At 61.4% G+C, this 21,777-nt stretch carries 25 protein-coding genes, 1 other RNA gene and 1 pseudogene; 23 read left to right on the forward strand and 4 right to left on the reverse strand.

Annotated features, from left to right (window positions below; genetic code table 11):
- Positions 1–68 precede the first annotated feature (68 nt).
- The 7 genes and pseudogenes from H8R18_RS01095 to H8R18_RS01125 all read left to right on the forward strand — a co-directional run bounded on the left by H8R18_RS01095 (position 69) and on the right by H8R18_RS01125 (position 9,373).
- Positions 69–1,715, forward strand: coding sequence for an MFS transporter (locus H8R18_RS01095; RefSeq protein WP_191071855.1), 1,647 nt, complete (start codon positions 69–71; stop codon positions 1,713–1,715).
- Positions 1,716–1,803: 88 nt separating this feature from the next.
- The gene (locus tag H8R18_RS01100; protein ID WP_194189316.1) at positions 1,804–3,168 is read left to right on the forward strand and encodes a hypothetical protein; all 1,365 of its coding nucleotides are present in this window, start codon (positions 1,804–1,806) and stop codon (positions 3,166–3,168) included.
- A 9-nt stretch (positions 3,169–3,177) separates the two neighbouring features.
- Entirely contained in the window at positions 3,178–4,215 is a 1,038-nt protein-coding gene (locus H8R18_RS01105; protein ID WP_191071857.1) for a LacI family DNA-binding transcriptional regulator, read from the forward strand.
- Positions 4,216–4,327: 112 nt separating this feature from the next.
- Positions 4,328–5,437, forward strand: coding sequence for a YeiH family protein (locus tag H8R18_RS01110; RefSeq protein WP_227712828.1), 1,110 nt, complete (start codon positions 4,328–4,330; stop codon positions 5,435–5,437).
- A gap of 16 nt (positions 5,438–5,453) precedes the next feature.
- Positions 5,454–6,383, forward strand: a complete 930-nt coding sequence (gene gluQRS, locus H8R18_RS01115) for a tRNA glutamyl-Q(34) synthetase GluQRS (protein WP_191071858.1) — start codon at positions 5,454–5,456, stop codon at positions 6,381–6,383.
- 149 nt (positions 6,384–6,532) lie between these two features.
- On the forward strand, positions 6,533–7,828 hold the full coding sequence (locus H8R18_RS01120; protein WP_191071859.1) for a hypothetical protein: 1,296 nt from the start codon (positions 6,533–6,535) through the stop codon (positions 7,826–7,828).
- 189 nt (positions 7,829–8,017) lie between these two features.
- A pseudogene (locus tag H8R18_RS01125) lies at positions 8,018–9,373 on the forward strand (uracil-xanthine permease family protein).
- Positions 9,374–10,039: 666 nt separating this feature from the next.
- On the opposite strand, the gene ffs reads toward H8R18_RS01125, so the two are convergent.
- From ffs to H8R18_RS01140, 3 genes are all read right to left on the reverse strand, one after another.
- An RNA gene (gene ffs / locus H8R18_RS01130) (signal recognition particle sRNA small type) lies at positions 10,040–10,135 on the reverse strand.
- A gap of 481 nt (positions 10,136–10,616) precedes the next feature.
- Entirely contained in the window at positions 10,617–10,856 is a 240-nt protein-coding gene (locus H8R18_RS01135) for a helix-turn-helix transcriptional regulator (RefSeq protein WP_191071862.1), read from the reverse strand.
- Positions 10,857–11,278: 422 nt separating this feature from the next.
- On the reverse strand, positions 11,279–11,692 hold the full coding sequence (locus tag H8R18_RS01140) for a hypothetical protein (protein ID WP_194189317.1): 414 nt from the start codon (positions 11,690–11,692) through the stop codon (positions 11,279–11,281).
- A 581-nt stretch (positions 11,693–12,273) separates the two neighbouring features.
- Here H8R18_RS01140 and H8R18_RS01145 point away from each other — a divergent pair.
- A complete protein-coding gene (locus H8R18_RS01145) occupies positions 12,274–12,681 on the forward strand; it encodes a hypothetical protein (RefSeq protein ID WP_191071864.1) in 408 nt (135 codons plus the stop codon).
- Entirely contained in the window at positions 12,674–13,090 is a 417-nt protein-coding gene (locus tag H8R18_RS01150) for a hypothetical protein (RefSeq protein ID WP_191071865.1), read from the forward strand. Before H8R18_RS01145 ends, H8R18_RS01150 begins: the two co-directional genes overlap by 8 nt.
- Positions 13,091–13,153: 63 nt before the next feature.
- On the opposite strand, the gene H8R18_RS01155 is transcribed toward H8R18_RS01150, so the two are convergent.
- On the reverse strand, positions 13,154–13,681 hold the full coding sequence (locus H8R18_RS01155; RefSeq protein ID WP_191071866.1) for a hypothetical protein: 528 nt from the start codon (positions 13,679–13,681) through the stop codon (positions 13,154–13,156).
- 133 nt (positions 13,682–13,814) lie between these two features.
- On the opposite strand from H8R18_RS01155, the gene H8R18_RS01160 reads away from it, so the two are divergent.
- The 14 genes from H8R18_RS01160 (at position 13,815) to H8R18_RS01225 (ending at position 21,710) form a co-directional block, all read left to right on the forward strand.
- Positions 13,815–14,060, forward strand: coding sequence for a helix-turn-helix domain-containing protein (locus tag H8R18_RS01160; protein WP_191071867.1), 246 nt, complete (start codon positions 13,815–13,817; stop codon positions 14,058–14,060).
- A 277-nt stretch (positions 14,061–14,337) separates the two neighbouring features.
- Positions 14,338–14,667 (forward strand): helix-turn-helix domain-containing protein, encoded by a 330-nt coding sequence (locus H8R18_RS01165; RefSeq protein ID WP_191071869.1) that lies wholly within the window; start codon positions 14,338–14,340, stop codon positions 14,665–14,667.
- Positions 14,668–15,073: 406 nt separating this feature from the next.
- Entirely contained in the window at positions 15,074–15,718 is a 645-nt protein-coding gene (locus H8R18_RS01170) for a hypothetical protein (RefSeq protein ID WP_194189318.1), read from the forward strand.
- Complete coding sequence (locus H8R18_RS01175; protein WP_194189319.1) at positions 15,715–16,215, forward strand: hypothetical protein; 501 nt, start codon at positions 15,715–15,717, stop codon at positions 16,213–16,215. Before H8R18_RS01170 ends, H8R18_RS01175 begins: the two co-directional genes overlap by 4 nt.
- 163 nt (positions 16,216–16,378) lie before the next feature.
- On the forward strand, positions 16,379–16,630 hold the full coding sequence (locus tag H8R18_RS01180; RefSeq protein ID WP_191071872.1) for a hypothetical protein: 252 nt from the start codon (positions 16,379–16,381) through the stop codon (positions 16,628–16,630).
- A 126-nt stretch (positions 16,631–16,756) separates the two neighbouring features.
- Entirely contained in the window at positions 16,757–17,026 is a 270-nt protein-coding gene (locus tag H8R18_RS01185; RefSeq protein ID WP_194189320.1) for a hypothetical protein, read from the forward strand.
- On the forward strand, positions 17,023–17,331 hold the full coding sequence (locus tag H8R18_RS01190; protein WP_194189321.1) for a hypothetical protein: 309 nt from the start codon (positions 17,023–17,025) through the stop codon (positions 17,329–17,331). The genes H8R18_RS01185 and H8R18_RS01190 overlap by 4 nt, the downstream gene beginning before the upstream one ends.
- Positions 17,328–18,194: a PD-(D/E)XK nuclease-like domain-containing protein gene (locus H8R18_RS01195; protein ID WP_191071874.1), complete on the forward strand. Its 867-nt coding sequence runs from the start codon at positions 17,328–17,330 to the stop codon at positions 18,192–18,194. Before H8R18_RS01190 ends, H8R18_RS01195 begins: the two co-directional genes overlap by 4 nt.
- A complete protein-coding gene (locus H8R18_RS01200; RefSeq protein WP_191071875.1) occupies positions 18,191–19,060 on the forward strand; it encodes a recombinase family protein in 870 nt (289 codons plus the stop codon). The genes H8R18_RS01195 and H8R18_RS01200 overlap by 4 nt, the downstream gene beginning before the upstream one ends.
- Positions 19,061–19,072: 12 nt before the next feature.
- Entirely contained in the window at positions 19,073–19,849 is a 777-nt protein-coding gene (locus H8R18_RS01205; RefSeq protein WP_194189322.1) for a helix-turn-helix domain-containing protein, read from the forward strand.
- Positions 19,846–20,316, forward strand: a complete 471-nt coding sequence (locus H8R18_RS01210) for a hypothetical protein (protein WP_194189323.1) — start codon at positions 19,846–19,848, stop codon at positions 20,314–20,316. The genes H8R18_RS01205 and H8R18_RS01210 overlap by 4 nt, the downstream gene beginning before the upstream one ends.
- A 32-nt stretch (positions 20,317–20,348) precedes the next feature.
- Entirely contained in the window at positions 20,349–20,780 is a 432-nt protein-coding gene (locus H8R18_RS01215; protein WP_191071877.1) for a hypothetical protein, read from the forward strand.
- Between the two features lie 113 nt (positions 20,781–20,893).
- Entirely contained in the window at positions 20,894–21,325 is a 432-nt protein-coding gene (gene ssb, locus H8R18_RS01220) for a single-stranded DNA-binding protein (RefSeq protein ID WP_194189324.1), read from the forward strand.
- Positions 21,326–21,338: 13 nt separating this feature from the next.
- Positions 21,339–21,710, forward strand: coding sequence for a hypothetical protein (locus tag H8R18_RS01225; protein WP_191071879.1), 372 nt, complete (start codon positions 21,339–21,341; stop codon positions 21,708–21,710).
- The last annotated feature ends 67 nt before the right edge of the window (positions 21,711–21,777 follow it).

Genomic DNA, 21,777 nt, shown 5'->3' on the forward strand with positions numbered 1-21,777 from the left:
CGCAGCTGTGTAGGAGCTGCTGAAGTGTCCCACTGGTGGGGTGGCAGCCCGTGATGAAGGAGCGAAGGATGTCCTCACGTAGGGATATTGACCTATCCTCAATGGATCGATCTGCGCTGCAGCGGCTTATCGATGCTACGCCTGCGTCAGGAAAACGGCGCGGCATGATCGCCCTGACTGCGGTCGCAACTTTGGGCTCGGTGTTGTTCGGCTACGACACGGGCGTGATATCGGGGGCATTGCCGTACATGTATATGCCGGCTGGTGCCGGTGGTATGCATCTGAATGCAGCAGAGGAAGGCTTGGTCGGGTCGATCCTCACCTTTGGCGCGGCGTGCGGTGCGTTGGTCGGTGGGCGTCTCTCGGATCGATACGGTCGTCGACACAATCTGTTGCTGCTAGCCCTGTTGTTCATAGTCGGCGCATTGGGAAATACATTTTCCCCAAACATCTGGGTGATGTATGTTTTCCGTTTTGTCTTGGGACTGGCCGTGGGTGGTGCCTCAGCTACGGTTCCCGTTTTTCTGGCAGAGACCGCACCTAAACACATTCGTGGCACGATTGTTGCGCTCGATCAGCTAATGATCGTCACGGGCCAACTCCTCGCGTTTGCCATGAACACGGCAATCGCTGCCTACTCGGGCGGCCCGTATATCATTGTTGAGCGCGATCCCGCTGGCCTCCTCGCACCTGGTGATCACGTCTGGGACGAGGTGGCAGCTCTGCAGGGCACCCATTTTGGTGGTTCGGAGGAGGCGTTCCGCCAGTTCACTCAGAACCTTGTTCTTGCGGACGGTAATGGGTCTACCTGGCGATTCATGATCGTCTTGTGTACCGTGCCAGCCATCGGTTTGTGGCTGGGCATGCGGCTGATGCCCGAATCGTCGCGCTGGTATCTCGCTCACAACCGCCCATATGAGGCTATCGGTGCGCTCAAGCGCATTCGGTCCACTGACAGCGATGCCATAACAGAAGAGATGACGGAGATGGCGCGCTTGGCGCGCAAGGAAGAGCATGCCAAGCGCTTGACCTTCCGCGACGTTGTGGCCACTCCCTGGCTACGCAAACTTCTGCTCGTTGGCATGTTCTTGGCGATCGTGAACCAGACGACAGGTGTCAACACGGTGATCTATTACGCGCCGAAGATCCTCACCTTCGCGGGGATGGGGACGTCTGCGGCGATTGGTGCGCAGATGGCAAATGGTGTCATGTCGGTTATCGGATCTCTGCTTGGACTTGTCCTCATCATGAAATTCACCCGGCGTGCGATTCTTATCGCGGACGTCATCGGTGCGGGGCTGGCGCTGCTGACGATCGCCGGTATTTTCCACTTTACGATCGCTCCGGCGATAGCGGCGAATGGGCGGCCACCGGTTTGGGCGTCGTATTCGATCCTCGCCGTCATGGGGATTTTCATGCTTATTGTGCAGTCGTCGAATGGTACGGTCATTTGGACGATGCTTGGTGAGATATTCCCGGCGTCTGCTCGCGGGATCATGAACGGTACGGCGGTTTTCTGCATGTGGATTGCCAATGCCGCGATTACTGCTGTCTTCCCAACGATGATGACGACGCTGGGTGGTGGCCTCACATACACGATGTTCGGCGTCTTCAACCTGCTGGTGGCGGTGGTGCTGTGGAAGATCATGCCCGAGACGGCGAATAAGACGATGGAGGAGATCGAAGAGTACGTGCGCGCGCGATATGACACGTAGAGCTTCGCTTTGCCGCGGCGAATACACGCGGCGGTGATGTGTCGGGGCGGAATAAGGATGTGACGGGAGGCCAGAGTTGAGACACGAGTTGACGCGCGATGCGGTCAACGCTCAGGTGATGGCGTCCTATCCGCACACTGCAATGCCGTTAATGCGCCTCGTCATCTTGCATATGATCGGCGGGTTCGCGACCGGCGTCGTCGGAGCGGGACTCGCGTTGGCCGCTATGGCTCACTCTCTGGGAGAAACCAGATGGATGGGGCCGTTACATCTCGGTGTTTTTGCCGGCGGGATCCTGTTAGGTGCGGTTGGTGACGCGTCGCTGCGCGCACGGATAGAGCCGCGGCTAGCGGCGATGTGTGCGTGGGGCATAACGGCTGTGGGTGTTGCGTTACCGGTGCTTGCTGGGCGAGCAATTGTTGGGGCAACGATCGTTGTGGCGACAACGATGCACACCCGATTGACAGTTGACTGTGTTCCGTTGGAGAAGCGTGCCACAATGCGATGGGCGCAGTGGGTGGCGACCGTCCTCGGTATGGTGGCCGCGTTAAGTCTTGGCACTGCGCTGTTGTCGGTGTCAGAAAGCGGGATAGCCAGCGGCAATGTCAATATCGTTATGCGCGGATCTGGAGTGGCGGCCGCGCTGGCCGCTGCCGTGGCTTTGGTGGGAATGCCGCGATCGCCGCGTGCGCTCCTCATGCGTGGCGATGTCGTCGCGGGGGTGAAAGCTCTCCTCGATTCCGGTCGAGCGACGCGAGCAACGTGTGCTGATGAAGCGATCAGAATCCTCATCGGTACCGATCTCGTTGATCTTGGACATCGGCGAGTGGTCAGCGCGGCGGGCAGGAGGGCCATGCGAGTGGGCTACGCCATCGCCGCCGTGCTGGGTTTTTCGGGTATTGCGACGTGGGCGCTTGTGGGACCGCTCGTCCTCCTACATGCTGGTGCATCGAGCGCCGCGTCTGCGATGTTTTCGCTTGCGGGATTTGCCCTCGCCGCAATCGCTCTCATTGCCTATTTCGCTCCGCAATCACCTATTGCGGTGACGCTACATACAGATCCTGAGCGGATGGTGCTGCACGCCGGTCTTGCCAACATGATGACGCTACTTCTGGCGGCGCTGTGGGCGGCGACCGGTCCTGCCGACACCCTGTTTATTCCGCTCGCGGCGGCTGAAATCATCTCTGTCGTTACGTCGGTCGGAATAATGATGCCTGCTGGTGTTGTCGCTATTCGCCAGGTGGTTCCCTCGTTCCGTCTGCGTCACGCCCGAGCGATTCTGTATAGCGCACACACGCTCTCAGTCGTTGTGGCTGCCCTATTAGTAGCGGTAGGGCACGTGTCCGTTCTGCTCGTCGCCGGACTAGCCGGGCAGGCAGGGGCACTTGCCTGGTCGGCGTGGGAAGCGCGACGTCGTCCTGATCCCGATATTGTGTTTGAGAACGGAAAGTAGGACTGAGGCGTGGCAGTAACCCAGGAAGATGTTGCCCGAAAAGCAGGCGTGTCGCGTCAGCTTGTTTCCCTGGTAGTCCGCGGCGATCCGCGAGTGTCGGCTGAGCGCCGTCGCGCGGTCAAGCAGGCAATGGCCGAACTCAACTATCGTCCCAACGCCGCGGCGCGCGCCCTGGCTGAACGGCGTTCGAACATCGTTGGTGTGGTACTCCCCGCTTTTTCCAATCCCTATTTCGGAAATATCGTCGAAGCGTTGCGTGAGCCGTGCCATGATCGAGGGCTCACGCCGCTGGTCGCGTTTAGTCAGGAATCCCCGAAAATTGAGGCCGAGGCCATCGATCATTTTATTCAAACTGGCGTTGCCGCAGTTATCGTTGTCGCCCCCATTCAGGCACCAGAGAGTCTTCGGCGAGTGGCCGAAGACATTCCACTTGTCGTCGCAGCTCGCGAACCTATGGGTGGGTACATCGACACCATCACATCCGCCAATCGCACGGGTGCAAAGATCGCGACACAGCATGCGTTGGATGTCGGATACGAGCGTGTGATCTACGTGGGACGAACGCACCCCGTAGACGGTTCGGTTTCTAGTCGTCGCGAACTTGGATATCTCGATGCCTTAGCCCAGGCTGGGCGCATTGACGAAGCCTTGACTGTGTTAACGAAGGAAGCTGTCGGGCAGACGCTTGAAGAAGTTTTCGACGAGGTTGGGTCGACGAATTGTTGTTTCGTCGTCGTCAACGACATGCTGGCGATCGAGATCGTGGCGGAACTCGGGCTGCGCGGAATTCAGCCGGGGCTCGAGGTAGGCGTTATCGGCTACGACAACACCTATTTGGCTGGACTGCACGGCTTTCAGATCACGTCGATGGATCCGAACTACGCCGCGACCGCAGAGGCGATCCTCGAGGCGGTGACGGAACGAATCCATCAGCCAGATTTGGATGGCCGTCATCGTACGATCACGCCGCATTTGGTGAAACGGGCCTCATCGCGTCGGCATACGTGGGGCACCCATGCGGCTCGCCGGAGGACGTCGCAGGGGTGAGGTTGCGGCATGCTGTCTAAGGAATGGTGAGGTAAAGCGACGGCGCCACGGGGGCGTTCAGGTCGGATCGTGACGCTGTAGGGGGAGCGCTGGCAGGGTGTAGCGTAAAACGGTGAGTGTGTTTTCTCGTGTTCCCCAGCTCGCTCCCGGCGTGGTGCTGTCATGTGTGATCGCCGCCATTGCTTACGCAATTAACCTGGCGGTTCCGCTGGTCTCGGCATTGCTGTGTGCGATTATTCTCGGCGTCGTCGTACGCAACGTTGGTTTGATCCCCTCGCGTGCGGAAGCCGGAGTGAAGTTTTCGTCAAAGACGATCCTGCGCATCGGCGTCGTCCTGTTGGGGCTGCGGCTGTCGATTCCGCAGGTTATGGAGCTGGGCGTTGGACCGATTGTGGTCATCATTGCCACGGTTGTTCTCACGTTCCTTATCACGCGGGCGCTCGGACGGCTCCTTAAGGTGGCGCACACCACGTCCTTGCTAACGGCGACGGGGACGGCAATCTGTGGTGCGGCTGCCGTGGCCGGTATGTCGGCAGTTGTCCGCCGGACTGATGACTACGATCCTCATGCGCACGACGAAGATATTGAGGACGCGGCGGCGACGGCGATCGCCTCCGTGACGATTTTTGGCACGATCGCCATGCTTGTCGTGCCGTGGTTGTGCACCGTAATGGGATTAAGCACTCAGGCCGCGGGAGTATGGATTGGTGCGTCCATCCACGAGGTTGGCCAAGTCGTCGCGGCTGCCGGGTTCATCTCGCCCGAGGTGACGGACGTAGCGACGGTGACGAAGCTTGGTCGCGTGGTGCTTCTTGCGCCGCTGGTCGCCATCATGGGATTCCTCGAAGGTCGCGCGTCGACGGCTCGCTACGCTGCCAGCCTTGAGGCTCGCGAGGTCGAGCAGGTTCTCGAGGGGGAGCCCGTGGATCACGACCGCGCCGCCAAAGTACATCCGCCGATCATGCCACTGTTCGTCGTTGGCTTCCTCATCTGCGTTGTTATTCGTTCCCTTATCGGCTCTCCAGAGACTCTCATGCCATTCTTTAATGGTGCCGATACCGTTGCCACGCTCCTACTGACGATTGCTATGGGGGCGATGGGCGCTGGCGTCAATTTGAAGACGATCGTGACGACTGGTGCGCGCGCGCTACTGCTTGGCGTTATCGCCTGCGTGGTCGCTGGCGCCACGTCGTTGGCATTGACGTTGGCTTTTGTCGATTAATGATCGGTGTAGATTTGTGAGTGCGAGCGGATGCGGGCGATATGCCCCTACTCCATCGGGTGATCTCCACATCGGCAATCTGCGCACAGCGATTCTCGCGTGGTCTTTGGCGCGCCGTTCCGGGCGCCGATTCCACCTGCGCATGGAAGATACGGAGCGCGTCGTACCGGGCGCGCGTGAACGTCAGTTACACGACCTGCGTTTAATCGGGATCGATTGGGATGGCGAGGTCGTCAGCCAGCGTGCTCGCGCGGTAGCCCACGCCGATGCGTTAGCGAAGTTGACTGCACAAGGTCTTACCTATGAGTGCTACTGCACCCGGAAAGATATTCGGGAAGCTGCATCGGCACCTAACGCCCCCGTCGGGTTCTATCCAGGAACATGCCGCGATCTTGACGAAGCAGCGCGGCAACGAGGACGACGTCGATTGGCAGCGCTTGGCCGTCAACCCGCTTTGCGCCTGCGTGCCGATGGGGCACGATGGCACGTCGATGATGCGATCTACGGAACATACGAGTCGTTGGTTGATGACGTGGTGCTCAGACGTGGCGATGGCGTCGTCGCTTACAATCTCGCCGTCGTCGTTGATGACGCGTGGGCGGGCGTCGATCACGTGTGCCGTGGAGACGACCTGCTGCCATCGGCACCCTCGCAGGCCTATATCGCGCATCTGTTAGGACTCCAGCCAACGCCGAAGTACGCGCATGTGCCACTGGTCGTTAACGCTCATGGACAACGTTTGGCCAAGCGAGATGGCGCGGTGACATTAGCCGATCTCTCGGCGCTGGGATGGTCAAGCGGTGACGTCGTCGAAGCGATTGGACGCTCGTTAGGCATATACGGGGCACGTGTGGCATTGGACATTAGTGAATGTCTGGACGTTGAGGTGCTACGGCGCCTTCGAGGCACCGCGTGGGTCTTCACTGCGCCGAAAGCCACATCCTGACCTGCCCGTGCGAGTGAGGCTCTCGTCTGCCAGATACCTCCTACGATGAGGGGAGACCCCTTTTCGAGGAGGACGATATGTCCCAGCAACCTGCGTCACCGTCAGCAGTCGCCCCATCAAGTCGCCAGGTCCCTCAGCGCACTCGGCCGGTGCTGATCGCGATCATCGCCGTTATCACCATTGCCATTCTTGCGATGCTTGGATTAATAGGCCTCAAAGTAATGAAGGGGCAGGATTCGCTCCGTTCCGGCGTGAAAACGGTGGGGGCTGCGCAGTTGCCAGAACCTGCATTTCCGCTAGCGGTTGGGTCGACTCGGGACGCAGTGTATAGTCTCGCGCTGATCAGCGACGCGACGAATCGTGACCAGGTCACGGCAGCTATTTTCCGAAGAGATTTTGGATCGCGCGAAGCGGTGCGCAGCGGTAGCATTGACGCCGATCTTGACCGTGTACTCGAGGATCCGCGAGCGGCATTGTGTCAGGAAGTGAACAATCTGCCCTGTCAGGCCAGGACTGCTGAGCAAATCGATGGATGGACGTGGGATCCCGCGGATCTGTTGTGGCAGAAAAATGGTAAGCGGCTCATGGCCGATATCGTGTACGGCGAGGTCGACGGCGTTGTCTTGGGTGCGTCAACAACCTCAATGGTTGGTGACGGTCAGCAAGATCGCGACGCACCCGTAAATGAGATTATGGCTTTTGATCCCGATAGCGGTCGCATACTGTGGACGAAGCGGTATGACCACCCCGTCATCTTTTCGCTTGATGGGGAACGAATCGCTGGGGTGACAGTGCGCTATGGTGATGACGGCGATCAGCCGCAGCAGACGAACAACCACATGTTTGAACTCGTTGGCGCTGACGCGGCCGATAGCGAAGCCGTGTCCGCACCGCTGCAAACCGATTCAGGATCCCAACCACGCGATGCGATTCGCGCCTTCGACTTTGGTAACGCTACGTGGAAAATGCAAGAGGGTGACGATGCCATTCATACATGCCACTTTGTCGATGGGACATGCTCGCCGGATGACGAGACAGGTGCCATTTCACCCGAGATCCCCGCGCTTGAGGTGAATTCCCATAATGGCGGCATTATCTATGGAGACGTTGACGGCGACGGATATGAGGATGCCGTAGTCGCGCTGTCTCGAGATTTCGCACGTTACGGTGGTAACGCTTGGCAAGTGGAGTATTACGTGTGGCTATGGGATTCGAGCCGGCATGAGGCCAAGAACGTCCTCACTCCATTAGCGTCCTCTGGACGATGCGGGCCGCGGATACGCGAGGTGCGCATCGTCAACGGACTCGTCGAATACACGTGGCAAGATGAGGCCGACGGCGATAGCTGCGCGTCAGGGCCCTCGGGTGCTATGAATACTGCGCGGGTGCGGGTGCGTGCACGCGACGCAGCTTTCGTCGTGGTGGAGGGCCTACCAATCGAGTAGAACAGGTAACGCTCAGCAGTGAGCGTGGCTACGTTGCTCACGCCCGCAGCCCAGCGATGTGACGGTTACGAGTGGCGCGTGGTGCTGTGCAGCGAACGAGTGTGCATTTCACTGTCAGACACGGTTACGCTAAGACCCCGACACATCTCAAGCGGGCTAAGCGCGCATAGATACAGATCGGGGGCCTTGGTGAGCACTACGCCGCGTCATCTTTTCCACTGGACGAAACATGGGGACGGGCGATCCATTCCGCCGGGAGAGGTCGTGCTTCCTGGCGAGCGCCTCACATGGCCGCGAACGACCTCGATCGGGGCTCAACACGTCGTTGCCATGTTTGGGGCAACATTCCTTGTCCCGTTGATGACGGGATTCCCGCCGAACACGACGTTGTTCTTCACCGCGATTGGGACGGCATTATTCGGGCTGATCACGGCGGGACGGCTGCCATCGTATCTGGGTTCCTCGTTTGCGCTTATCGCGCCGATCCAGGCGGTGTCGCAAGCGTATGGTCCCTCAGATGCACTCGGCGGCGTGATCACTGTTGGCGCATGCGTCCTCGTCATCGGCTTGATCGTTCATTTCGCGGGTGCTCGATGGATCGACGTGATCATGCCGCCGACAGTGACCGGCTGTATCGTCGGTTTGATCGGCTTCAATCTGGCACCGGCTGCCTATAACTGGTTCAAGGAAGCGCCGACAACGGCAATTATCACCGTGGTGTCAATCGTCTTGATTACCGTCCTGTTCAAAGGAATCATTGGACGTCTGTCGATTCTTATTGGTGTCCTTATCGGTTACGTTGCTGCCATCGTGCAGGGTGAGGTCGACTTTTCTGCGATCCGCGAGGCCGCGTGGGTCGGCCTTCCCGAGTTCCATGCCGCGACGTTTGAGCCCAGCACGCTTGCCCTCTTCGTTCCTGTGGTCCTCGTTCTCGTTGCTGAGAACGTCGGACATGTGAAATCTGTTGCCGCGATGACCGGTCAGAATCTCGATGATTTAACCGGCCGTGCTCTCATCGCGGATGGGCTCTCGACAATGTTGGCAGGATCAGGCGGCGGATCGGGCACGACGACGTACGCCGAGAACATTGGGGTAATGGCTGCGACGCGTGTGTATTCGACGGCGGCGTATATGATCGCTGGGGCTTCGCCCTTGTGCTGTCGATGTTGCCGAAATTCGGTGCGGCAATCGCGACTATCCCCGCTGGCGTCCTCGGCGGAGCAGCAACCGTGCTCTACGGAATGATCGGATGCTGGGGGTGCGTATTTGGTGCAAATCGTGTGGATTTGCTGATCCGGTTAAATCTCAATACGGCGGCCGTTGCCATGATTGTCGCGATCGCTGATTACACGTGCATATCGTGACGCGACGTTTAACGGTATTTGCGCTGGGATCGGCCGCCGCGATCGTGTCTATCACGTCATGCGGGCTATCTCGAAGGCGCGCGGTACCAACCTCGAACAGGCCTCGCCGGCGTCGGCACCGGCGGGGAGTGAACTCGAGGGGCCGGCTTACGCCAAGCGACATCGCCACCTTGAGGAATAGATATCGTGACGATATGTGTGAGGGCGGGATCCATCCCGCCCTCACACATATGCTCGTGGGTCTACTCCAGGGACACCTTCATGCACGACGGGCGGGCGGCGAGTCCGGCATCAAGACTCTTACGGAAATCATTAGGCGCGACCATCTGGTCATACCCTGCTCCAATGGGACGGTGACGTCCGGATCCAGCCGCGAGTCGAGGACGAGTGTGGCATCAGGAAAAGCTAGAGCAACGGTGTAAGCCGAATGACCCCGTCGGCCCGGAAGAGATGACGACTGTCCCGTCGATGTCGTCGTTGGGAGCATTCGATGCGGAAGGCGACGGCAAAACCACGTTCCTTGAGTCCAGCTGAACACTGACGCGAGCCCGGATCGCGTCGTCCCATTCAAAAACCGTGACTTGACCGTTCAGGGGCAACGGGCTGTCCTTCGCCGGTGGGGCACGGAACGTCGCCTGCCTGGCCGATCTGGTCCCCAGATGCGAAATCGTGAAGAAGGGAAGGGGGGGCACGATATGAACCCGATGAGGATCCCTATCAGCGCCAGCACCGCTAGGCCGCCGCTTAGCCAGGTGAAGATGAGGGTTTCGCGCTGACGCCGACGCATCACGTAGGTTTCGCGGGGAGTCCTCGGTTGCTGCATGCTCACAACGCCAGCCTAATCGATAAAAAGGACCCTCCACGTACCCGACAGAGCGCCCTTATCCTTGCTGCCTTCCGGCCCTGGGGAGGTTCGAACGATGCCGCCACGTGGAGGATCGCCGCCAGTCTATCTCAGGAGCGTGTCGGCCACCAAGTGGCGCGTCGTGCTGGTACTTAGGTGCGCCATGGTCGACGAACTGCATCTTGGTGCTCGGTTTGTGGCGCGAGAATCCCCGAACCGTAGCGATCCCGCGGTCCTCTTGGCGGAGGTAGGGGGAACTACCGCGCCAACGTCTCTGACCTGGAATTATGAGAAAACGCTAAGGCCCGTACCCGATGGCGGACCGTATGACGGTGCCCGGTAGGGGAGCGGGACGCGTTCGCGGAGCCTCGCCACTTCCAGGACTTCGGCCACGCTCAGCGCCGGTTGCTACGATGGTGACGAAGGCGGGCTGAGTTTCTGGGCTCGCACTCGTCTTCCCGGACTGGCTCTATAGCCGCTATCCGGCGCGCGGTCCCGTTTGGGGCCGCATTCAAACTAGGCCGAGGCGCGCGGCGAAAGGTATCCCCCTCGACTCGCGCGCCCCGGCCCGTGATCGCGTCTAGTCCTCGGCCTTGGGACGCCGTCCGCGCCCCGGGCGGTTCGCCAGCCACTCGTCGATGGTCTCGCGCCGCCATCCGTGCATACGTGCCCGCTCGACGCCAATCGTTACGTCGGGTTGGGGCATGTAGCCGGCGTGATAGTAGGACTGAATGCTGTTGGGCGACAGTCCCGCAACGGCGGCCACGTCAGCCGTCGACAGTAGCGTTTCCTTACCGCGCTGGCCTTTCCCTGTCGGCATCACTTCGTGCCCCCTTGTCCGCGTCGGGCGGTGATTCGCAGCGTGAGAGCGATCAATTCAAGCACGCACGCCACGGTGCTGAGAACGGCGGGCGTCGTTTGCCCGTCGTAGTAGCACGCACCCGCACAGATCGCCATACACACCGCGGCGATTCCCGTAAGAACGGGGCTGGTGTTCTTGTCGGGTTTCATGTCGAGTCCGGTAGACTGCCCTCCACGGGGGCCGGAGGTGCTTCTTTCACTTCCGGCCCCCTGGGCTAGATCATCTAGCGATCATTGTCGCGACGCGACGAGATGAACTGCACGATGTCCAGCACGCTGGCGACGATTCCGAGAACCGCGGCCACAATGATGAGGGCTGTCATTCCGGTTTCCCCCTTTCTGTTTTCCTGGCGAGGGCCTTCCCTCGCTCACACCTCTATTTTACGTGAACTGATTCAGGCTACCTAATTGGTGGGGTGTGGACTCCACCACACAACCGGGCCGATACGTCCGGGCAAGAAAACCCCGAAACGCCGCGATAACCCAATACGGCAGATCCAACCCGTCCGCGATCCCGCCAATATGCCCGCCGTACTCGGCTTCCCAAAACGCGTAACGCTCACGATCAACCAACGCCACCGCAACCAACTCATTAACCCGCGCTTCAATCCCGGGCGCTTGGTGCCCGTCATGCCCCGACGCCACATGAACCGTCTCATGCGCAAGCGTGGCAAGGAACGCCGGCGAATCCACATCGAGGCCATCATGCAGCCATATCGTCGCCGTCTCGGCTTCCCACGACCCCCAATAACGGCCAACACGACCCGCCGGGGCCGAGTCGTAAACGATAGACACGCCCTCACGCGTACACCACTGCCGCAACGTCTCGACAGTGTAGGGGCGCGGCTGATGCATCCATGACGGAGTAAGGATCATAGCGACAACGCTAGCGGCGAGCGCCGACATCTTTCCCGGCCTTATCGACTCTCAGCGCTCGCGGCCTAACACGAGGCGCACAGCGCAGCGACCGGGCACCGATGGGCCGCGATGAGACGCGATGGAGCGAAGAGACGAACACGCGCGGCACAGGGACGAACACGGACGCCGACACCACCCGGCCCCCGCCCCGCGTGTCCGATAGGCTACAAGCTAGACGAAGGGGCAAAGCATGGACGCGACACGGCTAGGTGAAACCGCCGCCACACCCCTTACGGATAGAAGGCGGGTGGCATGACGTTGTTTGACTTCCGACACCATGCCCGCCCGCTAGCATCCATCCGACTCAATCAGTCGGCGCACCTAGACGCCGTCCGCCGCGAGATGGAAGAACGCACAGCCATACAGCGCGCCCGCCTCATACGCGCAGCGCGGATAGCATCCAGCCCCCGCCGCTATACGCCACCCGCGCAAGACGCCAGCAGGAAAGCCGAGACGCAATGAGCGCGGCTACAGACTTCCGCGTAGACGTCGCTAAGTTCATCGGCCGCACACGCTACGACCTACCCGCGATCAACGACGCCGGCGAACGATGCGTTATCGCCCTACTCGGATCCGACCCCGCCGCCGAACTGTTCGCACAGCTCAAGAGCGCCGGCGGCTGTGCGACCGTCTTCGTCAAACGCCTTTCAGGCACGGTCGACGTCCTCGCGTTCACCAAACCCGACACGGCCACCGCCGCCACGCGCGCCCTCACGCTCGACGGCACCGAACAGGCCTCAACAGTCGAAGCGCTCGCGGAAATGGTCGAAAAGACACCGGGCGGCCTCACGCTACACGCCGCCGCGCTCGCGCCGGCCGGGCCGGTCCGGGTCCACTCGCACGCAAGGATGAAGCCCAATGAGTGAAGCCACCGAGTTCACTAACGAAATCGCTAAGTTCGTCGGCGATACCCTCTACGACCTGCCCGCCGTTAACGACGACGGCCGCCGGTTCGTTATCGCCGTCCTCGGCACCGATCCCGTCTCGGAACTGTTCGCCCGCCTCAAGCTCGCCGGCGGCTACGCGACCGTGTTCGTAAAAATGTCGACCGGTTCCGTCCACGTCCTGCCGTTTCTCGACCCCTCACCGGCGGACGTAGACGCCCTCACGCTTGAAGAAGCAAGCCTAGCCGAGGGCGAGTCCGCAACCGTCGAGGACTTCACGAAACTTATCGACCAAACCCCGGGCGGCCTCGTGCTACGTCTCGGCGCACCCGGCCCCGAACGGGTTAGCGTCTGCGCACACCCGCTAGGACAACCACCGCGAAGGGACTAGAGACCTAACACGGTCCGGTAAGTGTTATCGGCTGTCACGCCGCCGGGTCGTACACGTGTCGGCCTAGGGTTGGTTGTTCGCGCGCCCCTCACGTTCTTCTTCGATGCTGTAGCCGGGCGCGAGCGCCGCAAGCTTTTCCGGATCGTAGCCCGGCCGTTGCGAAGGCGAGACACGATCCGCGCGGTCCTCAACAATCGTGAGCGGCCGAGCGGGGGCGGTGTCCTCGACGTCTTCCGTTTCCGTGGCATTGTCCGTGTCGTCAGTCGCCTCGTCGCGATCCGCCGGCGCGTCCTTGATGCGGCGCAACACTTCGGCGCACAGTTCCGAGTCGCTGACGGTCGTCCAGTCGATTATTTGGACGTCGCCGGCGACTTCCTCGGCGGCGAGATAGCCGCACTCCACGAGCGCCGATACCGGATTTAGGTCGAGGCCGCGCGCGATCGCTATGACCGATGGGGCGGGGATGTTCCCGCGCTTGATCTGCCTATCTAGTGTGCTTTGCGTCATATCTGCGGCGGTTGCGACGGCGTTGACCGTCATCCCGTCCGCGACGCGGCGGTACCAGTTCACCGTCATATCAGGCGTTTTCATGCATCCAGCCTAGCGCAGGCTAGGCGCATTGCCTACCCCGTGCGATTCGCTTGACACCATCGCGCCACGCGCATAACGTAGGCGACATGCATAAATCATGCAGAGCGCATAACGTAGGCTCCAGGAGGTACGAATGGCGCAGCAGATCATCCCGGCACGCTTGAGTAACCGCGTGCTTGAGCAGATTGAGGCTATGGGCCTCACCGAAGCCGCCCTAGCGAGGGCATTCCACACAACCCCGCAAACCGTGCGAGACGGTATCGCCGGCCGCCCGACCGTGCAACTCGTCGCCGGAATCGCCTCAGCCCTGAACCTTCCCCTAAACGAGGTCGCCGAATATCAGTACGGCTACCCGCGCAAGAGCGGAGGCGCAGCGTGAGTACCGCCGCCCCCACTGTTAAGACGCCCCCGACCGTGTTCACGCGTACTCAACTGGGCGCTATCGCTTATGCGTCTGGGCTTCTCGCGCAAGCTCTCAAGCATGTCAACCCGGCTATGTCGATTGATGCGCGTACCGATCTTGATAACGTTTCGCGTTTGCTTACGTCGGCTCTGCGTTCGCCTGAACATGCCGCCCTCGAGTGTTACGAGGTGTGGCAAATCTACGGGCGACCCGACATTAACGCCGCGGCGGCACCTGTGGGGGAGGCCTTGACGTGAGTGCCGCGACTGCGAGCGTCTATGACTGGGACGAGATCCTGAAAGTCAAGGACCTCGCCAAGAAGACGCCCCGGCGTCGTGGCGCACCGGCCCGCCCCGCACCGCCACGGCTCACGCCCGCCGATAGTGCGCCCGCGTGGTTGCCTGAGAAATACGCTGACCGGGCCTATCTGACGACGACCGAGATCATGAGGATTAGCGGCCTGTCGAGGAAGACGGTCTATCGGTTGATTAGGCAACATCCCGAGGCGACTCTGAAGCCCACGCCGCGCCGTTTTCTTGTGCGCGTGCCCTATCTCGAAGCCTTGCTAGGCGACACCCTATAAGACCCTCACGCCCGCAGTGTTCGCGGGCCATGACCAGATACCCCGGCCCTGTCTTGGTCGGTCTCGACGTTTGGAGAAGATGCGATATGGACACGATTAGCCCTACCCGTGCTATCGTTGGTGTTGGTGCTGAACACACCGCGCAAACCGGGAACGCCCGCCGTTATGGGGCGTTTTCATATCGGCCACCGCTTAGCGGTAGTCGGGCGGCGCGTAGTCATACAAGACCCCACGCGGGGGAAAGCTACGGGCCCGAGTTTGTGCGGGTGTTCAAGCGCCCGACGTTAGCCGCCGCTGAACACGGTGGAAAGCGTCGCCTGAACGAATTCACAAACAACGCAAGGATTGACGCTATGCCGACGCCGGCTATCTTCCGCACCCTCACCAACGCTGCCGGGGGTGCCCGATGAAACCCAACGCCTCCACCCGCACCACGAATTGGACTGGCAATAGCCTGCCAGAGCTTCCTCACCCTGACGACGACATGACAGGGAAGGGCACCCTGCTGCGTGTCCCGTTCAAACTCGGCACTATCGTTGTCGGGGCCGGCTATCGCATGCCCGATGGGCTGCATATCGCCGTACCAACCTACGACGGGCGCAACTGTCCCGGCTATGACGTCTACCCGCTCGACGTCACTCAGGGCGAGGTCGTGAGAAAGACCGAGCGCGACTGGGCGTGGAGGGGGGTGCTCTCGGACACGCCTCACCCGCGCCGGCTCTTGGCCACGCGCCAGACCTTGAAGACGTGGCCACTCCTCGAGCTGGATAAGCACGAGAGCGCGCTCGTCGCTGCCATCAATGGCGTCGATACCGCCCATGGCAGGGTCCGTATCCACGATCTCTGGACCGATCAATACGCCTGGACCTTGGTATGGCTCGACATCCCCGAGATCAAGGGGGTACCGCGCTCGCGCGAGGGCCGGGCCTGCCAAAACACGTTTCTGCCGTGCGACGTCTTTGACCGTTGGTATGTCAAGCTACTCGGCCAAGCGATTAACGCCTGCTGGGCGGCAGACCTTGAGGCACACGCTCGCGGGGGTGCGCGATGACTACGCCCGTCCCGTTCACGCTCACCACACACGCCGAAGCGAACAACAATAGGCTTCCCGATCTGCCCAATCCCGCGCATGACCCTTCGGGTAAAAGCGTCCTGTTGACCATCCATTTTGAGCGCGCGACCCTCACGCTCGGCACCGGCTACCCCCTCGCCGATAACAAGATTGGCGTCCCCGTCTACAACGGGGCGATTTGCACCGGCTATATCGTCTTCCCCGATTCGGTCTCTCAGCTCGAAGCAGTCGAGGAGACCGCACGGCAGTGCAAATGGGCCGGCGCTCTCAAATGCAACCACGGCGGGCGCGGCCTGTTGGTTGATGAGGCAACCATTGAAACCTGGCCGGAGATCAGAACCCTCAGCGACGAACCCGTATGGAGGGAACCCTGGGAGGACACCGGTACAACACGTGGACCCTCAACTACGACGGCTACGAAACCGAAGTTATTGACGTTGGTGTTGACCGGTACGGCTGGCGTTATGTGGCACTAGACATTCCCCGACGTCATGAACTTACCCGCGTGGTTATCGAGCTTTTCATACCGCCGGCCCCTACCGAAACGCCATTTGAACGGCGGCTATGCGACGCGGTCGATGAGGTGTGGGCCGCCGAAGCCAAGGACACCGAAGCAGACGAACCGACGGAGGTCGACGAATGAACACCCGCAACAATCCGAAGCCCGAGCGGCGTTACACGCTCGAAGAACGCATGTGCCTTATCGGTATCGGTGCTGCCTTCTCGGCCGTCGCCGTCACCCTGCCCGCCCTACTCGCCGTAGCCGTCGCCGCACTCTTGCACACCCTCGGCGCACACTCTGACGCCTCGCTAGCCATTGGCGGCATGTCCGCAGTCGTCGCGATCGTCATCGCCTGCACGGTCTACCAGCACACACAGAAAGACAACTAGTCATGAACCTCATCGCCCTGTGCGCCGCCTCGTTTGGTGCCGGCGTCGCCTTCGTCCTCATCCCGCTCGCGATCGTCATCATCGAGCACGAGATTGCCGAAGACCACGACATTTAAGGAACCCCCAATGCCGAATCCCATGATCTACCCGATCGCCCGCTACGAGAAGCACAACATTTACAGCCCCGCCGGCAAGTGGGACCCCTACCTGCCGAGCTACGCAGTGCGCACCCTCATCAACAACTGCGGAACGACAAGCGACTGGCACGAACTTCACCCGCCGACGATGTGTAACACGACCTGGCGTCCCAACGCGCCGCGCCCCTACTACCGTCTTAGCGAGGCCCTCGGGTTCTTCCGTGACGAACTGAAGAACCCAACAAGTCGCTTTCGGTGATCCAGCAGATCAACGAAGTGCTTGACGTGTTCACCGACCCGCGATTTCGTGAACGCGCCCTAGCCGCGAACGGTGGCGACATTCAAAACGTCATCCTTCCCGCCGCAAGCGAGGGCGAACCGGATGAAAAAGACCGGCCGCCCCGCACGGAAGATAACAGCCACGGGGCGACCGGTGACGGCATGAACCAACAGGCGAAAGGCCGAACGCCCGAGCCGCGAGAAGATGCGTTAGTGAAAGCAGCGGCGCATATGGCTTATGCCGCTTCTCAGCTTATCGCATTGGTAGGAGATCGCAACCGATGATGAAACGCTTACCAATCGGGGTACATGAGGGTATCCCCGACACCGAATACCACGGCGATTCTTCGTCCCTGTCGTCGTCGGGTGCCCGCTTGTTAGCGCAACGCGGCGGCCCCGCTCTGTTCCGTTATCGCCAACTCCACCCCCAACCCGATACGACCGCATTCAGGTTCGGGCGGGCCGCACACTATGCGATGCTTGAAGACGGCCCCGGGCGTTTAACGTTGTGCCCGTTCGATTCCCTACGCACCAAGGCCGCCCGCGAGTGGGTTGAGACGGCCCCGCACACGTGGGTAACAGCCGCGGAACAGGTGCAGATCTGGGGAATGCACGCCGCCATCATGCAACACCGGCTAGCACGCGACCTGTTGACCGCGCCCGGACGTGCCGAAGTCTCGGTTATCGCCACCACACCTAGCGGGGCACGCGTGAAAGCCCGCCCCGACTATTGGCTAGACGAACCAGACGAGAACGGCCGGGTCGTGTTAGTCGACTATAAAACCACCCAAGACGCGACCCCTAACGGCTTCGCTAAAGCCGTCGCGACGTTCGGGTATCACCAAGCCGCCGCATGGTATCCGATGGTATTAACCGAAGCGGGGATTATAGCAAGCCCCGACGATGCCCGAATGGTATTCTTGGTACAAGAAAAGGCCGCCCCCTACAGGTGTGCAGTCTACGAACTAGACCCGGTCGCAATCGAGTTAGGGCGGGACATGAATAGAGACGCATTGGCGAAGTGGATGAACTGCCAATTCTTCGATTCGTGGCCCTCACTTCAAGCCCGCGAAACCACCTGCCCGGAAATTGTCGGCCTGCCCGGATGGTACCGGCCCGACACCGAAGACATAGGGGGAATGCTATGACCAACGAGATCACGATTTATACGGCCCCGCTCGATGACCGACTGGCCTATGCGGGCGAACTCGCCAAGTCCTCGCTACTGCCCGAAGCCTATCGGGGCAAACCCGCGAACGTGTTAGTCGCGGTCGAGGCCGGCCAAGCCCTCGGGGTCTCGCCAATGCAGGCGATCCAGTCGATCAACGTCATCAAGGGCCGCCCCGCACTCTCTGCCGAATTCATGTCCGCGCTCGTGCGCCGTGCCGGCCACAAGATCCGTGTTAGCGGCAACGACGAACGCGCCGAGGCCGTGATTATCCGCAGTGATGATCCGGACTATGTGCCTGATCCGATCGTGTGGACGATGGAGCGGGCACAACGCGCAGGACTGACCAAGTCTGATGCGTGGCGTAAATACCCGGCCGCCATGTTGAAGGCCCGTGCGATCTCGGAGGCCGCCCGCACGTGGGCACCCGACGCCATTAGCGGGTTCTCGTATACGCCTGAAGAAGTCGACAGTTTCGCGCCTGAATCTGTCACGGTCGAGGCGGTTCCCGTCGCGGCCCAGGTCCGCCGATCCAAACGCCGCGAGGCAACAGCGACGCCTCGTGAGGCCGCCCCGGCCAACACTGTTGAGACGCAAGACGCGGGCGGGGCATCGGCGAGTAGTCGCGAAGCTGCCGAACTCGACTGGGCACGCCACATGACCGAGGAACACCTACGCGAAGCCATCGCCGCGGGCCTGCCCGACGACATGATTGCGAGTGGCTGCAACTATGCCACGTCGGGGCGCACCAACAATTTTGACGACCTTGCCACCAGCGAGGAATACGCCAAGTTCGACGCCTGCCTAGTGCGCTACCTCAGCGCGAACACGCAGGACCAAGGATAGGGGGCCGCGGTCATGTCATACCGTGCTGTCGGGGATTTCATCAGGTGGACTAACGAGCATCCGCACGTGTTCACGCCGGCCGAATACGCGATTGCCTCAAAACTGGCCTGGCACGTCAACCATCACACGCAGATGGCTTGGCCGTCCCTGTCGCGTCTGTGCATCGAGGCTGGGATTTCTAAGCGGGCCGTAGCCGTGTCGGCTGTGCGCAAGCTGGAGGAAGCGGGTTTTTTATCGATCACGAGTGGCGGCCATATGCGGGCCAATAGGTACATCTGGCACGACATGGACGCCGCGACCGCGACCGAGACGCGCCACGACGCTATGCCGGCCGTGGACCCCGTCGAGACTGTCGAGACCGCACAGGTCGCGCCGGTCGAGGCTGAACACGCCACCCCCGCCGCCCCGGCTCCGGCCGCGCTCGAGGGCACCACTACGCCCGCGCCGACACGGCGGCCCGCCACCGCGACACCGGCCGCAGGCGAATCGATCCGCACCCGGTTGAAGCGGCGCTTCAGCGTCATCGACGCCGACGCCAAACCCGCCGCCACCACGCCGACGCGACACATCACCGGGGCACCCGTCAAGACGTCCGCGACCCCCGCCGCGACCGTTGTCGACACGTCGAGGGGTGGTTACCTCAAGTCACCGCGATGGTTACCTGAGGTCACCGCCATGGTTACCTCAGGTAACCCAAACCAGGAAAAGAACCAGGAAGAGAACCAGACCCCCCTTAAAGCCCCCAACGGGGGGCCGCGTGTGGCGACGCGTGGAAGGAGCCGACCATGACGCAGCGCCAAGACCTCGACACCGTCCCGGCACTGCCCGGACTCGAAACCACCCACACGCCTCACAGGTCCCGGCGTACTCGGTGGCCGCGCGAGGCCAGCCAGTGCGACGAGTTCATGACGTGGTATCAGGCCTACCCGCTCCACAAAGCCCGCCAAGCCGCTTACCGCGCCTACAGGCGTGCCCGCAACAACGGGGCCACGGCTAGCGAACTCATCGACGCCATCGAGGCCTATACGGCCGAATGCCGCCAACTCGGACGCGCCTTCGCATACCCGGCCACATGGTTGAACGGTGAACGCTGGCTAGACGAACCCCACGTATCCGCCACCCCCGCCACTGCCGGGCCGCTCGATTCGACATGGTTCACGAATTGGCTCAACGATCCCGACGCGGTCGAGTCCCAACATCCCCAAATCGGCGGGCCTGAAGTTGTCGAGATCGACGCGTGGGAGGCCATCGGATGAACAGCCACACCAACGCTGTAGGCGTTCTACGCATGTTCGCAGCCGCCCGCCTCATCCCCGCAGCGCTCGCGGCTGATGGTGAAGCCGTGTCGGTGTGGGCGGCGGCTATCGAGAAGACCGGGGCACAAGGCGCGGACGTGAAAGCCGCGTGCGAGGCGATCATTACCGGCGACTATGAAGTTGAGTTCTTGACCGTCCCCGTCTTCCTCAAGGCGCTTCGGGTCGCGAAGAAGGAACGCGAGGCCGCCGAGTTCTTCCCGCCCGCCCCTGCCGGTGCCACACCTGCCGAGATCGCGGCGTGGCGTAGTGCGTATGCGTCGCATGTGAAGGCCGGTGAGTCGCATGAGGCGGGGCTGGAAGCCGCCCGGGGTGCAGTCCCGCGCTTGTGTCCGGCCCCGATCAGTGACGGCCCGCGCCCCGTCATCGACTGGGCACAAATGCGGCGCAGACACGCCCCGGCCTAGCCACAATCGATCAACACGCCCGGACCCTACCCCCGGGTAGGGGACACGGATTCTAGGCCCGTCTAGGGGCCACGAAACAACCCGCCACGATGGAAGGAACACACACGATGCAGATGCCAACACTCACGATCAGCGGGAACCTCTGCCAAAACCCCGAACTGCGCTACACCAACAACGGCACCGCCATAGCCACGTTCACGATCGCGAACAACCCAACCCGCTACAACCAAAACACCAAGCAATGGGACAACCTCGACCCGCTGTTTCTACGCGTCAAAGCCTGGAAGAACCTCGCCGAGACCGCAGCCGAGAAACTCGCCAAGGGCACACCCGTCACCATCACCGGGCGACTCGCTGCCAACAAATGGACCACCCGCGAGGGTCAAGAACGCAACGACATCGAACTGACCGCCGACACGATCGCGGTCATGATCCACTCGACCACGATCCCCACAACCGACGGCACACCCGCCACCCATACGGGCCGCGAGCGCAACAACAACGGCGGTGGTTATGGTGGCTATCGCGATCAGGCCCCGTTCTAAAGGGGGTGTGGTTGTGTCTAGGACGCGTGCGAGTGCGAAGAAGGCCGGGGCGACGTTTGAACGCGCGATAGCTGATTATTTGGCGGCGCGTGTGGATGAGCGGATTGATCGGCGGGTGCGTAATGGGGTGAAGGATCGCGGCGACATTAGCGCGTTGCGTGCCCCTAGTGGTGGGCGGGTTGTGGTCGAGTGTAAGGACTACGGCGGTCGCCTATTGCCTGCCCAATGGGCGGGGGAGGCTGAGATTGAGCGTGGCAACGACGATGCCCTAGCCGGTGTGGTTGTTGCGAAACGCCGTGGCACCCGTGACCCTGCGCAGCAGTGGGCACTCATGACGCTGGCTGATCTCGTTGCCATCCTCACCGGAGAAAGACACCCCCAATGACAGACACGACAGACACGACAAGCCCCGAGGCGGGAAGGATCACCCTGGAATGTTCAGGATGTGGCGC

The sequence above is a fragment of the Nanchangia anserum genome (assembly GCF_015240065.1).
GTDB lineage: Bacteria > Actinomycetota > Actinomycetes > Actinomycetales > Actinomycetaceae > Nanchangia > Nanchangia anserum.